The sequence below is a fragment of the Acinetobacter sp. IK31 genome, assembly GCF_035615195.1.
Lineage (GTDB): Bacteria > Pseudomonadota > Gammaproteobacteria > Pseudomonadales > Moraxellaceae > Acinetobacter > Acinetobacter calcoaceticus_C.
The window spans coordinates 104,900-118,867 of the sequence record NZ_JANBOB010000032.1 but is presented as its reverse complement, the minus strand read 5'-3'; the positions used below and the strand labels follow the sequence as shown (position 1 = coordinate 118,867).

Below are 13,968 nucleotides of genomic sequence, written 5' to 3'. Positions count from 1 at the left end.
TGGGGATATGGTGATTTTTTTGCACCATAATTTTCTAGTTTCATCCCAACTATTTTTGGGCTGAAGCCCTCCGCTGAAGTATTCAATTCATCACTTTTATTAAAATCTACTTTTCCAAAGCAACTTGAAAATTGCTTTGGAAGAGGTAATAACTAACAACGTCCTTTTTTCGCTTGTCCTGGTGGGCAAAAACCTCCAGGTTGTCCGTAGTAAGGTGAATCTGGGTCAATTACAATACTGCCATCTGGGGTGTGAACGGCACAGGCTGACAGTGACATTGTGAAAATGGCTGCCGCGCAAAGAAGTAGTTTTTTCATCATGTTCTCACTTTTTTATCATTCTCTTTTATACTATAGAAATATTCTGATTATTTTTCGACCTAATTTTGGTTAAAAAATATCTTTAATTAGTGGAATTAAGAAGAAATTAAGGAGATCGTAAAATTGTTCGAAAACCAACATGAGTTGCTGCTAAATCAAAGTCTTGCGGATAGCGGCTACTGCTTCGGTAACGTGAACAATAGTTCTGTGCACAAAGAAAAGATCCGCCTTTAATTACATATTGAGTACTTGAGATCTGTTGTTGTCTTAAATCAGAATAATTTCCCATATGTTGGTCATGAGCACCTTGATAGGGAGATGAGGTCCATTCCCACACATTTCCAATCATATCAAATAGCTTAAAATTATTTGGTGCAAAGCATCCAACAGGCGCAACATCTTTAAAATGATCTTGATTTAGGTTTTGAAAAGGGAATTCACCTTGCCAGTAATTTGCTTGTGGATGTTGGTGTTCATCGGTAGGGGCTTGGTGCAATGGTGTATCAGTTTGAGAGTTTGCTTTAGCTGCATATTCCCATTCTAGTTCTGTTGGTAAGTCATGTCCGAGCCAAACTGCATAGTGTTCAGCATCATTTTTACTCACATATCGCACAGGTTCATTAGAGTTTGCTACGGCGCCATTACTGCCGTTTGGGGTTTTCCATGTATAACCTGACTTTAGCTGCCACCATTGCTGTGGATGATCAGGGTCTGGTGAAAAAACTGCGGCCTGCTTTTGTTTTTCGGCATCGGTGATATAGCCCGTTGCTTTTACGAAACTTGTAAACTGAGCAACGGTGACTTCAGTCTGGTCAATCCAGAAGCCTTTAACTTCCCTTTGCTTTTTTCCAAAATTAAGTTCATCGGGATAGGCTTTCTCAGAACCAAAATTAAAATTCCCATCGGCAATTAAAACCATTCCAGCAGTGGGTTTCTTCAGCCAACTTTGAGGTAGTCCTGTGTAATTTTTACACTTTTCAATAGAACCTAAGTCAGCTAAAGAAGTTTGTTTCTGAGACGATGATACAGGTTCAGAAACTTGTGAAGGTTGGCTACAGCCCGCCATAAAAGACAGGCTGATGGTGGTAACTAAAAATGGTTTTAATCTCATTTAGCGTTATATTCCTGCACACCATTCTTTTCAGTATATTTTTGATAGACCGATAAAAGTTCTTGGACTTTAGCTGGGTAAATCTGAGCAACGTTCTGTCTTTCACCTCGGTCTGTTTTAATGTTGTATAACTCCCAATTTCCTGTACCTAATTCAGGGCGCCCTTGAAGTGCAATTTTCCACTCGCCTTGTTTTGCATATTTACTGCCATGTAACTCATCGGCAAAACTAAAATTTTCGGGGCGAATCGTAGTTGTTTTATTTTCAAGCAAAGGCTTCCATGAAATCCCTGATGGCGTATTAATGGTACGGCCATTATATTGGCCTTGAGGTACTGGAATATGAGCATATTCTAGTAAAGTTGGGAAAACATCGAGCACGGATGCAAAGCTGTTATTGGTTTCTTCTGCTTTTTTCTGATGTGGTAATTTCACAATAGCAGGGGCCGTGGTCGCGCCTTCACCGGCTGTATCTTTCCATAAATGGAATGGCGCAGCGCTAACCTCAGCCCAACGTGGTCCAATATAGTGATACGAAGTCGGCGTACCTACATTTGCTACAGAGTTATCAAAGCCAGATTCACTGCCGTATCCTCCACGTACAAAACCTTCTGCGCCATTGTCGGAAACAAAGAAAATTAAGGTATTTTCATAAAGATTATTTTGTTTGAGGTATTGAATAATTCGGCCCACATTGGCATCGAGATTTTCTACCATACCTGCATAGATTTCCATTTTACGGGCTTCAAGTGCTTTTTGCTCGGCTGTTAATTCATTCCATTTTCCATATTTTTGTGGGGTGTTTTGAGTGGAAATTGGTTCTGCTGCATCAAAATTTGCAGGAATAATGCCAAGCTGTTTTTGGCGTGCGATACGCGCATTACGAATTGCATCGTAACCAACATCGTAAACTCCGCGATAACGTTCGCGATACTCAGCAGGTGCCTGAATTGGCCAATGAGGTGCGGTATAGGCTGCATAGGCAAAGAAGGGTTTTCCACTACTTTTACCAGAGTCTAAATAGCTCAGTAATTTATCGGTAAAATAGTTAGTCGAAAAAAAGTCATCAGGCAATGCCGAAACAGGAACAATTTGCCCATCTTCTGTATATGTTGAATTTCGCTTAAAGGCACTTGGCGCTTGCTTAAAGTGGTGATCTAGACCTTGTAATAATGTAAATGAATGGTCAAAACCTTTCGCATGTGCATTGGTTTCAGGGGTTAACCCTAAATGCCATTTACCGCTGATATAAGTACGATAGCCATTATCTTTCAGCACTTGTGCAATCGATAATGAACGTTCGTTTAAATACCCTTCGTAGCCTGGCTGTCCCTTCAAATGTTCTGGCGTGAGCTCAGCCATTGCACCAATACCAGCCAAATGGTGATCAGTACCAGAAATGAGTTGAGAACGTGTTGGTGAGCATGTTGGGGCAGTATGATAATCAGTTAAAAGACGGCCTTCTTGAGATAGGCTATCAATATTTGGTGTATGAATTTCCCCGCCAAAAGCTCCTAAATCTGAATAGCCTAAGTCATCGGCCATAATAAATAATATATTGGGCTGTTGTGGCTTACTTACACCAGTTTCTTGTGAATCGTTGTCATTACACCCAGCCAAAGATAAGCTAAATAAGGCAATGGAAAGGCTAGATAAAATTGCTTTGTACTTCATTGTATCATCTGAATTATTAAAAGAATTGGCATGAGTTTAATCAGATGGTTTTTGCAATCAAAACAAGGAAAAGATCAAAGAAAATCAGAAAAAAGACTGAGAATTTATGGTGATAAATAAATGAGAAAAAAAGAAAAGCCCATTGCGGGCTTTTCTTTGAATTTTTAGTTTAGAACGGTAAGCGAGTAAGCTGGTCTAAGAAATGTGGAATCACTTTAGGTTCGATCAAAATGGTTACAAGGACCCCGTAAGCTGCACCCCACAAGTGAGCACTATGATTGATATGACTATTGCCACGTTTGCCCGCCCAAATACTGTACGCTACATATAAAACAGCAAAAATGATTGCTGGTACTGGAATGAAGAATACAAAAATCAGCTTCCATGGTTGAAATAGAATATAAGCAAATAAAACAGCGGAAACTGCACCAGAGGCGCCTAGACTAGCCCAGTTTGTATCATTTCTATGTTGTAAATAGCTAGGTAAAATCGCAAAGATCAAAGCACCTAAGTAAAACAATACAAAACCCATGTCATAAAAATATTGGCGGTAAAAACTTTCAATAATGCTGCCAAAGAAAAACAGGGTGATCATGTTAAAAAGTAGATGGGTTCCATCTGCATGAATAAAGCCATGAGTAATGAAACGATCAAATTGACCTCGTTGCATTGCTGGTGGCCAAAAGATAAGTCGATTCATCACATTTTGGTTGCTAAAAGCAAGTAAAGAGACAATGACCGTAATAATAATAAGGGTAATGGTATGGTTAAACGGCAAATGCAACATAAGGAATATTTAAAAAATGATCAATACTGAGCCCAATAATGCCATTAAAAACTTAAGTTGAAACCCTGTTGTGTATAAATCCGACAAATTTAGTTGATTTTTTTTCAATCTACCTCATCTTCAGTTAATATAAAGGCATCAGCTTGAGGAATATTGTTATGTCGACTGAGAACACCAACACTGCTGTTGCAGAAGAAATTCCAAACCTTTTGATTACCCCATCTGCACAAGAGTATTTGCACGATTTATTGTCGAAACAAAATACTCCGGGAATTGGCGTTCGAGTTTTTGTTGAACATCCGGGTACGCCACGTGCAGAATGCTGTATGGCATATAGTGCACCAGAAGAAGTGATCCCGACGGATTATAAACAGGACTATCCTGATTTCCCTGCATATATTGATGCACCATCTATTCCTTACCTTTTAGATGCTGTAATTGATTATAACAAGGACCGTTTTGGTGGTCAGTTAACCTTCCGTGCTCCAAACTCTAAAGTTCCACGAGTTGGTCCAGATGCATCAATTGAAGAACGTATTACTTACATTCTTCAAGCAGAAATTAACCCGGGCCTTGCAGGGCATGGCGGAAATTGTAGCTTGGTAGAAGTACAAGATAATCCAGAACATGGTTTAACAGCTGTCTTGAAATTTGGTGGTGGTTGCCAAGGATGTTCTGCAATTGACGTTACCTTAAAACAAGGTGTAGAAACGACTTTGAAAGAGAACATTCCTGAGCTACAACGTGTGGTTGATGAAACTGACCATACCCAAGCTGAAGGTGCTTATTTCAAATAATCAAATTATTTGAAAAGTGAAATAAAAAGGCCTCGATTTGAGGCTTTTTTTATTATTCAATATAAATAATGATAATTATTATCAATATCATTTGTAATTTTATTTAGATTTGTTACAATGCGGAACTTAAAATGAGAGATGTTTAATAAATCAATATATTGGGAATACTTATGTCGAAGCGTATTATCCAGTCAGTGCTTTCTGTTTCAGTACTGGCAAGTATGATGTCTATGGCTTATGCTGCAAAAAATGAGCAAGAACAAGCTGAACAAGCATTAGAAAAGCCTGCTGAACCTGTGAAATTGGAAACAATTTTTGTAACGGCTGAAGAGCAAGTAAAGCAATCGCTCGGTGTATCAGTGATCACCCAAGAAGATTTAGAAAAACTACCAGTTCGTAATGATATTTCTGATTATGTGCGTCGTATGCCGGGTGTCAATTTAACAGGCAATAGCGCAACGGGGCAGCGTGGTAATAATAGACAAATTGATATTCGTGGAATGGGTCCTGAAAATACACTCATTTTAGTGGATGGAAAACCGATTAACTCTCGTAATTCAGTTCGTTATGGTTGGAAAGGAGAGCGTGATACACGGGGTGATTCAAACTGGGTTCCAGCAGAAGCAATCGAATCTATTGAAGTTTTACGTGGACCAGCGGCAGCTCGATATGGTTCGGGTGCGGCAGGTGGTGTAGTCAATATCATTACTAAAAAAGTCACTAACGAAACCCATGGCTCGGTAGAATTTTATACATCACAACCCGAAGATTCTAAAGAAGGTTCATCAAATCGTGTTGGTTTTAATGTAAGTGGGCCACTGATTAAAGATGTTCTATCATACCGTCTATATGGTAATTACAATAAAACAGAATCTGACGATGTTGATATTAATAAATCAATTGGAAGTACAGCCGCTGGGCGTGAAGGCGTTAAAAATAAAGATATTTCGGGACGCTTAGCATGGCAAGCAACAGATCAGCAAACCGTCTTACTTGATGTTTCATCTAGCAAGCAAGGTAATATTTATTCTGGCGATTCTCAGTTAAATGCAAATGCTGAAGCAGATGCAATTCTCTCGGAACTTATTGGTAAAGAAACCAATACGATGTACCGCGATAGCTATGCATTAACTCATGAAGGGGACTGGTCTTGGGGTAAGAGCAAGTTAGTTGCTCAATATGATAAGACTCATAATAAACGTCTTCCGGAAGGTCTTGGCGGCAGCACAGAAGGAAAAATTAATAATCTGGATGATAAAGCCACTTCAAGATTAGAAACTCTTCGGTTGAATGGTGAAGCCAATATTCCGTTTGAGTATTATGTACCACACGTATTAACACTCGGTACTGAATGGGTTGAAGACAGATTTAAAGATAATATTTCGACAAATCAGGGTACAGATAGCAGCGGTTCAGGTTATGGCGATCAATTAGCCAAAGGCAATCGCAGTAAAATGGAATCACGTATTGCTTCTGCATATATCGAAGATAACTTGAAACTCACCGACAGCACTGATGCCGTGTTAGGTTTGCGTTTCGACGACCATAGTAAATCTGGTTCTAACTGGAGCCCAAGCTTAAACGTTACTCAAAGACTCAATGATTATTTCACTTTAAAAGGTGGAGTAGCTAAAGCTTATAAAGCACCGAATATGTATCAAAATGCTGAAGGGTACTTACTCAGTACAAACGGCAATGGTTGTCCAGCCAATATTGATTCGCGTTGTTTATTACAAGGTAATGGTGATTTAAAACCTGAAACTTCGGTAAACAAAGAGTTAGGCATCCAGTTCCAAAAAGATATTGTGAATGCAAGCTTAACTTGGTTCCGTAATGACTATAAAGATAAAATTGTGGCAGGAACTAATGTTGTTGGCACTGTAGATGGCTCAAGTACCAATGCAAATACAGGAGCTGTGACCAATACCAAGTGGAATATCTTACGATGGGAAAATACGCCTAAAGCATTAATTCAAGGTTTTGAAGGAAGTTTGGGACTAGACTTTGGCGACATTCGCTGGACCAATAACTTTACCTATATGATGGACTCGAAAGATAAGCAAACGGGTAATCCATTATCTTTGGTTCCAAACTATACAATTAACTCAATCTTTGATTACGACATTACAGATCAGTTGGATGTGAATTTTGTATTCACTCAATATGGCCGTCAAAAATCACGTCAGTTTGCCGAAAATAGAATCGAATCTGGCATTGGTTCAGGTGGATCAAATTCTGCGATTAAGCCAAGCACTGTAAAAAGCTATAGTACCGCTGGAATTAATATGGGTTATAAAATTTCAGACAATATTAGTACCCGTATTGGTGTAAGCAACTTATTTGATAAACAAATTTTAAGAGACAGTAATTCGATTAGCCAAACTTACAATGAGCCAGGTCGTGCTTATTACGCTTCTCTAAAATATTCATTTTAATCCATAGTAATAACAAAGGCGCTTTAAGCGCCTTTGTTATTTAAAATATCTAATGCTTTTTCAGAATAATAAAATTTCTCTAGGTAAACACGAGCACGTCGTCTTAAATGCCCTGTTGCAACTAATTGCTGTAATACGGGAACAAGTAACTGAGTCAGTTCATGTTGAATTAAGCTTTCATCTATATTCAGATCACGAAGTAACAAGTCAAAATTATGTTCCTGATTACGCACATACCACGTGTAAATACCATCATGTACTTGTTGTTTCAAATAAGAAGTTTGGCGAATGTGATCCCAAATCTCATGTCCTAAACCCACAGTTTTTGATAAATCCTGAACTTCTACATAATTTTTTAAAACAGAAAGCGGCATGGTTTTAACTTTATGCCAAACATTTGCTTGAAAATGGTAGAGCTTATCATTGTCAAAATGTTGATTTAAAACACGCTCACTCATTTGGCTGAGTTTTAAAATATTCTTTTGCAAATAATGATGAATCGTGTCATCTAGATTTGAGTCGGTTACGGTTTCTAGAACCGATTTACCCATCTTCATAAAACGACCTACACCCGGCACCCGTTTTGACATCGACTCATCTAAATAGTCATGCATTGTTTGTTGAATCAGTTGAGTCAAAAGTGCTGAAAATGCAGGATTATTCACAATCGTTTTAATGATTTTTTTACGATGCTGTTCTTTACTTGCAACGTATTGCGCAATTCCGTCAATTGTTAAAACAGGAATAACATCTTCAATTGTTGTAGTGTCATTGGTTGGGTGAATCAATGCAAAGCGGATATGTTCTGCAATTTGTTCAAGCAGGGAATCAGAAGCAGGGGTGTCTAAAATCTGCTTTTGAATCAGCTGCTGAATTTGTTCAAAGGTCCAGAGGTGTTGTAGTTGCCGACTACCCAACCAATGATAAAATTGCTCAAATTCTTGTTGGATAACATGGGGCTGAGCGAATTCTTCATCTAAAAAATCAAGATGAGCTTCAATGAGTTTTTCTATAAGCGGTTGGGTAGACATAAGGTCTCACAAGTCCGAAGTTTTATTTAAGGTGTAGTCGTTCTTAAAGACTGATTTGTTTCTACTTTAAGTAAAAACGGTACATATTGTTGAATAACCAACTGCTCAGCTTCCAAAATCGGCATATGGCCGACATTTTCTAAAATAACTGGAGGCTGGGCATTTTTTAAAAGTCGTTTTAGTTCACTTGCGACTTCGACATTAATAATCTTATCTTGCTTACCCCATAAAATTAGTGTCGGTGCATCGATTGTCTTGGTGAGAACTGCAAATGAATCAGGCGTGTAGACTTTATTGAGTGCAATAAGTTGATCAACCAGTTTTTGAGTTTGAGGTGCCTGATTAATCATCAGCTTTTCTTGAGCTTCTAAAAATTCTTTTGGAATAAACGGAGGATTAAACATGGTTTGCTTTAATAAATAGTTAAAGTCACCCTTTATAGATACTAAAAGTTGTTTTAGGTAAGCAGGATCTTTTAGATAAATTGTATTTGCTGAACGGAAAATACCGCCACTATCAACTAAGAATAGGCTTTTGGTTTCAAATGGATATTGTCCAGCATAGAGTAAGGCAATTGAACCGCCAAGTGAGTGGCCAGCAATATGAAGAGGGCCTTTTAAATTTGCAGCTTCAACAAAACGACGTAATTTTTCGGCAAGATTAGGCACTGAATAATCAAAGTCTTGTGTAACTAAGGTTTCACCACTGCCAGGTAAATCAGGAATAATGACATGGTAATTTGCTGTCAGATAACGAGAGACACGGTTCCAGTTATCACGACTCCCTCCTAATCCATGAATAAGGAGTAAAGTGGGTTTAGTGGCAGACCCACCTTCACTATATGACCAAGTTATATCACCAACTTTTAAACTTTTACTTTGTAAACCTGCCCAACTGCGCTCTTGTTGTAAAATATTCTGAAAGTTTATATCTATCGTATCAGCTGCTTGCGTCTGAAAAACACCTGTTATTGTTGTAAGGCTACAGGCCAAGGCAAGTGCCATAGCTGTTTTTTTTAGGGTAGTTTTGGTTGATACAAACAGCGTTGTCATAAGATTTCATCCTTGAGGCATAAGCGAGTTTGAAAATTATTGAAAAACTTTGCCAATGAGTCATTTGCCCAATGATCAAAAGGACAAAAATTATAGTCAATCCGAGAACCAAAGTATGTCTATTTTTTCGCTAAACAGTAGCAAATGTGCAGTAAATTCTCTATTCAAGTAGAGGACATATTTTTAAAATTTTTCATGGAAAAGGATTTAATTTTTTGTCAGTGACATTCAAAATTTGACACATTAAAATGATTTCCAACCTTGAAAAAACAATGGAAATATAAAATGCCTACTGCGCAAGAAGTTTTAGATCGTTTGAGAGCTGGTAATCAACGATTTGTAAATGGAAATACTTCCCTTGCAAAAACCTTATCGCATCATGAACGAGCTGAAATGGCAAAGGATCAAAATCCGTTTGCGATTGTATTAGGTTGTTCTGATTCTCGTGTACCAGCAGAAATGGTATTTGACCAAGGTCTTGGTGACTTATTCGTAATTCGTGTTGCGGGTAACGTCGTTGCACCTTCACAAGTAGGTAGTGTTGAATTCGCAGCAGAGCGTTATGACTGCCCAGTTGTTGTGGTATTAGGACATAGTCATTGTGGCGCGATTCAAGCAACAATTGATACGTTGATGAATCCTGATCAACCACCCTCTGCAAACTTAATGTCGATTGTGAACCGTGTTCGACCTTCAGTTGAAATTTTGATGCAAACTGATCTAAAAAATGATTTGAAAAAACTTTCATGCCATGCAGTACGTTCAAACGTTTTTGCTTCAGTAAATCAATTACGTCATGGTTCGGCTGTGCTAGAAAATTTAATTGCACAAGGTAAATTAATTGTTGTTGGTGCTGAATATTCGCTAGAAACTGGCGAAGTTACTTTTTTTGATTTCTAATCATATTAGCAATAATTCTTAAAACTAAAAGGTGCCTATAGGGCACCTTTTATGTATGGATAAGCCAAATTAACTAGTTTTGATTGTGCTTGTGCATTTGGGTGAATCAAGTCATTTTGCATAAGCTGTTTTTGACCTGCGACACCATTTAGGAAAAATGGCAGTAATTTCACCTGATATTTTTGGCTGACAACTTTATAATTATTTTCAAAAGCTTTGCTATACGCAGTTCCATAATTTGGCGGGATTTTCATACCAAAAACAATAACTTTAGCTTTTTGTTTTTGGCTTAATTGAACCAGTTGAGACAGATTTTGTTGAATCATTTGAGGGGGTTGCCCACGTAAACCATCATTCCCACCTAATTCAATCACGACCACATTAGGCTTATAGGTCTGCAATAACTTAGGTAATCTGGCTAAAGCGCCGCTGGTTGTTTCTCCACTAACACTTGCATTGACCACTTTGTGCTGTTTGGGATACTGTTGGTCTAAACGTTTTTGCAGCAATTGTACCCAACCTTGTTTGGGATCAATTCCGTAACCGGCACTAATACTATCTCCTAAAATTAAAATAGTTTTCGCCGATACAAGCATAGGTAACATACTCAACGAGATGAGCATGATGCTTTTAGAACCAATCAAAAAAGATTTATACATTTGTACTTCGACTCTGATTCTGAATACATAGGACTTTTTACATCATGCCACAACCCATCATTGCTGCCCATCAAGTTACACAAACTATTCAGATTAACCAAAATCAGTTTACGATTTTAAAAGAGATCGATTTAGAGATTTTTGAAGGGGAACAGGTAGCAATTACGGGGCGTTCTGGCTCAGGTAAATCGACCTTGCTGGGAATTTTGGCGACTTTAGATCAACCGTCTGAAGGCGAAGTTTGGTTGTGCGGGCAAGCTGTTCATCAGCTAACAGAGGAACAACGCGCCCAAATCAGAATGCAGCATATTGGTTTTGTATTTCAGTCTTTTCAACTTTTACCTCAGTTGAGTGCGCTTGAAAATGTGATGTTGCCCTTGAGGTTACGTAAAGATTTCGATTATAAAACTGCAGAGAAAAAAGCTTTAGATTGGTTACATCGAGTGGGACTTAGTCGTCAGGTTGAACAAACACCTAAAGTCTTATCTGGAGGAGAACAGCAACGTGTTGCAATTGCACGAGCACTGATTGCAGAACCACAAATTATTTTTGCTGATGAACCGACTGGAAACCTAGATGGTCAGACAGCACAAGAAATTGAGAGTCTACTTTTTGATTTAAATCGAGAGTTAGGTACGACTCTGATTTTGGTGACCCATGACCGTAATCTAGCAACCCTTTGTCAGCGTCATGTTGAATTAGACGACGGCCGACTAAAGACAGTACAGGGTGGTTAAATGATGCGCAATCTTCTAAAACCACTTTTACTACAAAGTTTCCGCACAGGTGGATTATATCTGCTCATAATTGCTCTATCGCTTGCGATCAGTGCAACAACCGCTCTGAAATTTAGCAATGACCAAGTTAAAAACGCTGTCAGTTTGCAAGCTTCGCAAATGTTGGGTGCTGATTTAGTTTTATCAAATAATGAACCTATTGAACAGTCTTGGAAAAAAAGGGCAGAGCAGCTTGGCTTAAAGCAAACTAAGGTCACTCTATTTAGTTCTATGGCTCATACCCAAGATCAGTTTGTTATGGTCAATGTAAAAGCAATAGAGCCTTTATTTCCATTAAGAGGACAGTTAGAAATTGAGCCAAAGACGCAAGCAATTCAATCTGGTGAAGTCTGGCTAAGTCAAAGGGCTGCTGATTTACTTAAAGTAAAACTTGGTGATGCTGTTTCTATTGCGGATGGCACCTTCCGTTTTAGTGGCGTGATTGTGCGTGATTCAAATCAGGAGTTAGGTTTCTCTGGCTTTTCTCCCACGGTTATTATTCATCAAGCTGATATTGCTAAAACTCATGCAATTCAGACAGGAAGCAGAATTGATTACCGCTTATTAATGGCAGGTAGTTCTGAACAGGTTCAAGCTTTCTCTAAGCAGTTTAAACAGCAGCATCAAACTACAAATAAAGAATTAGATGAAACGGCAGGCTTGCGTTTACGTGATGCAAGTGAATCAAATAGTAGATTATTACGCCCACTTGAAAACTTAGATACCTTTTTGCAACTGGCCAATATTTTAACAATTTTATTGTGTGGTATTGCCATCGCTTTAACGAGTCAACGATATGTTCAACAAAACCAAGATCACATTGCACTTCTCAGATGTTTAGGAGCAAGTAAGTTCCAAATCTTGTGGGCATATATTGGACTACTGTCTATTGTTAGTGCGATTTCGATTGTGATGGGTAGTCTATTAGGTTTAGTCATGGGGTATGGCCTGCTGCAACTGATGTTACAACTCATTCCTCAGCTGGAATTAAGTTTTTCGCTAATACCGCTTTTACTTGGGCCGTTACCAATCGCTATTTTTACGAGTGTGATTGTACTGCTTGGATTTATTTTGCCAAGTATTTGGGAGCTTTTAAATACACCGCCTATTCGGGTTATTCGTGAACAGGCAAAATCTCGAAAATCATTATTTTTTATGTTTTTTGCCGGTATTAGCAGCCTGATTGTTTTTAGCTTGGTGCTGAGTGAAAACTTGATGCTCAGCATTTCGGTTTTGGCTGCTATTATCATTCTTTGTATTTTTCTTTACACCGCTGTTTGGCTTTTGCTTCGTAGCTTAAAAAAGATGAAAAATCGGTTGTCTTTTTATATTCGTTCTCCGTCTCAAAGTGCATTACAAATTACTGCTCTGGCTTTAGGATTAAGCCTCATTACGGTGTTAAGTGTCTTAAGAACAGATTTATTACAGCGTTGGCAGCAGCAACTTCCCGAAGGAACACCTAATCAATTTGTTTATGGGTTACCGCCATTTGACTTAAAAGATTTTGAACAACAATTAAAGCAAAATGGTTGGCAAAGCACGCCGTTATATCCAAATATCCGTGGCCGATTATTGGCAAAGAATGATGTACCTTTTTCGGAAGAAGCTATAAAACAGAATAATTCTTTGCGCCGCGAATTAAATTTAACTCAGTCTAATCAATTGCCGAATGACAATGCCATTACAAAAGGACAAGCTCAGTTTAGTGGTGTAGGGCAAGTTTCTGTTGAAAACAAAACGGCTGAAAGCCTTGGTATTCAAATTGGAGATAAGCTTAGCTTTAGTCTGCCGGAAGGCACTTTACAGGCCAAAGTTATTAACTTCCGAAGTGTAGAGTGGGAAAGTTTTAGCCCTAACTTTTTCTTTATTTTTTCACCTAAAACGTTAGATGAAAATGCTGGAAGTTACTTGGGTAGCTTTTATGTACCTAAGCTAGATCAACCAAAAATGATTAATATCATTCAGCAGTTTTCGAATACGGTATTTATTGATGTTGATCGAATTTTAGATGAAGTAAAACGCTTAATGAATGTTTTGGTCAAAATTGTGACTGTACTGGCAGCATTAGTTGGGTTTTCAGGCGTATTAGTTCTTGTTGCATGTTTAAATCTATTAATGGATGAGCGACGCCGTGAAGTTGCTTTATTACGTTCATTTGGTTTGTCAAAAAACAAAATGAAGCAAATGCTTAGTTTTGAGATAGGGTTTTTAGGATTGTTAGCAGGCATAGTGGCCTGCTGTTTTGCAGAAGTAATTAGTGCTATTGCTAGTTATAAAATGAATATGGCAATACAGTGGCATTTTGAAATATGGCTGATTTTACCGCTTGGCATGATGCTGGTCTGTGCTTTGATTGGTCGTTATCGACTCGGTTATCTTTGCAACTTACCACCTTTACAAAGCTTAAGAGAATTAAACCAGTTGTAA

At 38.3% G+C, this 13,968-nt stretch carries 12 protein-coding genes; 5 read left to right on the top strand and 7 right to left on the bottom strand.

The window, feature by feature from the left end:
* Positions 1 to 152 precede the first annotated feature (152 nt).
* The 4 genes from MSG66_RS16165 to MSG66_RS16150 all read right to left on the bottom strand — a co-directional run bounded on the left by MSG66_RS16165 (position 153) and on the right by MSG66_RS16150 (position 3,891).
* On the bottom strand, positions 153 to 317 hold the full coding sequence (locus MSG66_RS16165) for a hypothetical protein (RefSeq protein WP_202742934.1): 165 nt from the start codon (positions 315 to 317) through the stop codon (positions 153 to 155).
* Between the two features lie 109 nt (positions 318 to 426).
* Positions 427 to 1,431 carry an SUMF1/EgtB/PvdO family nonheme iron enzyme gene (locus tag MSG66_RS16160; RefSeq protein WP_324654609.1) on the bottom strand — a complete coding sequence of 335 codons (1,005 nt, stop codon included), beginning with the start codon at positions 1,429 to 1,431 and terminating at the stop codon, positions 427 to 429.
* The gene (locus MSG66_RS16155) at positions 1,428 to 3,104 is read right to left on the bottom strand and encodes an arylsulfatase (RefSeq protein ID WP_324654608.1); all 1,677 of its coding nucleotides are present in this window, start codon (positions 3,102 to 3,104) and stop codon (positions 1,428 to 1,430) included. The genes MSG66_RS16160 and MSG66_RS16155 overlap by 4 nt, the downstream gene beginning before the upstream one ends.
* Before the next feature lie 169 nt (positions 3,105 to 3,273).
* Complete coding sequence (locus tag MSG66_RS16150) at positions 3,274 to 3,891, bottom strand: rhomboid family intramembrane serine protease (protein ID WP_324654607.1); 618 nt, start codon at positions 3,889 to 3,891, stop codon at positions 3,274 to 3,276.
* Between the two features lie 158 nt (positions 3,892 to 4,049).
* On the opposite strand from MSG66_RS16150, the gene nfuA reads away from it, so the two are divergent.
* Positions 4,050 to 4,688 carry a Fe-S biogenesis protein NfuA gene (gene nfuA / locus MSG66_RS16145; protein WP_133974854.1) on the top strand — a complete coding sequence of 213 codons (639 nt, stop codon included), beginning with the start codon at positions 4,050 to 4,052 and terminating at the stop codon, positions 4,686 to 4,688.
* A 170-nt stretch (positions 4,689 to 4,858) separates the two neighbouring features.
* Positions 4,859 to 7,123 carry a TonB-dependent siderophore receptor gene (locus MSG66_RS16140; protein ID WP_324654606.1) on the top strand — a complete coding sequence of 755 codons (2,265 nt, stop codon included), beginning with the start codon at positions 4,859 to 4,861 and terminating at the stop codon, positions 7,121 to 7,123.
* Positions 7,124 to 7,146: 23 nt separating this feature from the next.
* Here the strand turns inward: MSG66_RS16140 and MSG66_RS16135 are convergent, their stop codons facing one another.
* Both MSG66_RS16135 and MSG66_RS16130 read right to left on the bottom strand, forming a co-directional pair.
* The gene (locus MSG66_RS16135) at positions 7,147 to 8,154 is read right to left on the bottom strand and encodes a hypothetical protein (protein WP_202742764.1); all 1,008 of its coding nucleotides are present in this window, start codon (positions 8,152 to 8,154) and stop codon (positions 7,147 to 7,149) included.
* A 26-nt stretch (positions 8,155 to 8,180) separates the two neighbouring features.
* A complete protein-coding gene (locus MSG66_RS16130) occupies positions 8,181 to 9,206 on the bottom strand; it encodes an alpha/beta hydrolase (RefSeq protein WP_324654605.1) in 1,026 nt (341 codons plus the stop codon).
* A gap of 285 nt (positions 9,207 to 9,491) precedes the next feature.
* Here MSG66_RS16130 and MSG66_RS16125 point away from each other — a divergent pair, with 285 nt between their 5' ends.
* On the top strand, positions 9,492 to 10,106 hold the full coding sequence (locus MSG66_RS16125) for a carbonic anhydrase (RefSeq protein WP_075431290.1): 615 nt from the start codon (positions 9,492 to 9,494) through the stop codon (positions 10,104 to 10,106).
* A gap of 35 nt (positions 10,107 to 10,141) precedes the next feature.
* Here the strand turns inward: MSG66_RS16125 and MSG66_RS16120 are convergent, their stop codons facing one another.
* The gene (locus tag MSG66_RS16120) at positions 10,142 to 10,765 is read right to left on the bottom strand and encodes an arylesterase (protein WP_133974850.1); all 624 of its coding nucleotides are present in this window, start codon (positions 10,763 to 10,765) and stop codon (positions 10,142 to 10,144) included.
* A gap of 44 nt (positions 10,766 to 10,809) precedes the next feature.
* Here MSG66_RS16120 and MSG66_RS16115 point away from each other — a divergent pair, with 44 nt between their 5' ends.
* Positions 10,810 to 11,502, top strand: a complete 693-nt coding sequence (locus MSG66_RS16115) for an ABC transporter ATP-binding protein (protein WP_133974848.1) — start codon at positions 10,810 to 10,812, stop codon at positions 11,500 to 11,502.
* A 3-nt stretch (positions 11,503 to 11,505) separates the two neighbouring features.
* The gene (locus tag MSG66_RS16110; protein ID WP_324654673.1) at positions 11,506 to 13,968 is read left to right on the top strand and encodes an ABC transporter permease; all 2,463 of its coding nucleotides are present in this window, start codon (positions 11,506 to 11,508) and stop codon (positions 13,966 to 13,968) included.

Bases quoted from the DNA above. Each gene is read 5' to 3' on its own strand.
- MSG66_RS16125 (WP_075431290.1), top strand. From the start codon at position 9,492: ATGCCTACTGCGCAAGAAGTTTTAGATCGTTTGAGAGCTGGTAATCAA.
- MSG66_RS16115 (WP_133974848.1), top strand. From the start codon at position 10,810: ATGCCACAACCCATCATTGCTGCCCATCAAGTTACACAAACTATTCAG.
- MSG66_RS16140 (WP_324654606.1), top strand. From the start codon at position 4,859: ATGTCGAAGCGTATTATCCAGTCAGTGCTTTCTGTTTCAGTACTGGCA.
- MSG66_RS16110 (WP_324654673.1), top strand. From the start codon at position 11,506: ATGCGCAATCTTCTAAAACCACTTTTACTACAAAGTTTCCGCACAGGT.
- MSG66_RS16165 (WP_202742934.1), bottom strand. From the start codon at position 317: ATGAAAAAACTACTTCTTTGCGCGGCAGCCATTTTCACAATGTCACTG.
- MSG66_RS16120 (WP_133974850.1), bottom strand. From the start codon at position 10,765: ATGTATAAATCTTTTTTGATTGGTTCTAAAAGCATCATGCTCATCTCG.
- MSG66_RS16135 (WP_202742764.1), bottom strand. From the start codon at position 8,154: ATGTCTACCCAACCGCTTATAGAAAAACTCATTGAAGCTCATCTTGAT.
- MSG66_RS16150 (WP_324654607.1), bottom strand. From the start codon at position 3,891: ATGTTGCATTTGCCGTTTAACCATACCATTACCCTTATTATTATTACG.
- MSG66_RS16155 (WP_324654608.1), bottom strand. From the start codon at position 3,104: ATGAAGTACAAAGCAATTTTATCTAGCCTTTCCATTGCCTTATTTAGC.
- nfuA (WP_133974854.1), top strand. From the start codon at position 4,050: ATGTCGACTGAGAACACCAACACTGCTGTTGCAGAAGAAATTCCAAAC.
- MSG66_RS16130 (WP_324654605.1), bottom strand. From the start codon at position 9,206: ATGACAACGCTGTTTGTATCAACCAAAACTACCCTAAAAAAAACAGCT.
- MSG66_RS16160 (WP_324654609.1), bottom strand. From the start codon at position 1,431: ATGAGATTAAAACCATTTTTAGTTACCACCATCAGCCTGTCTTTTATG.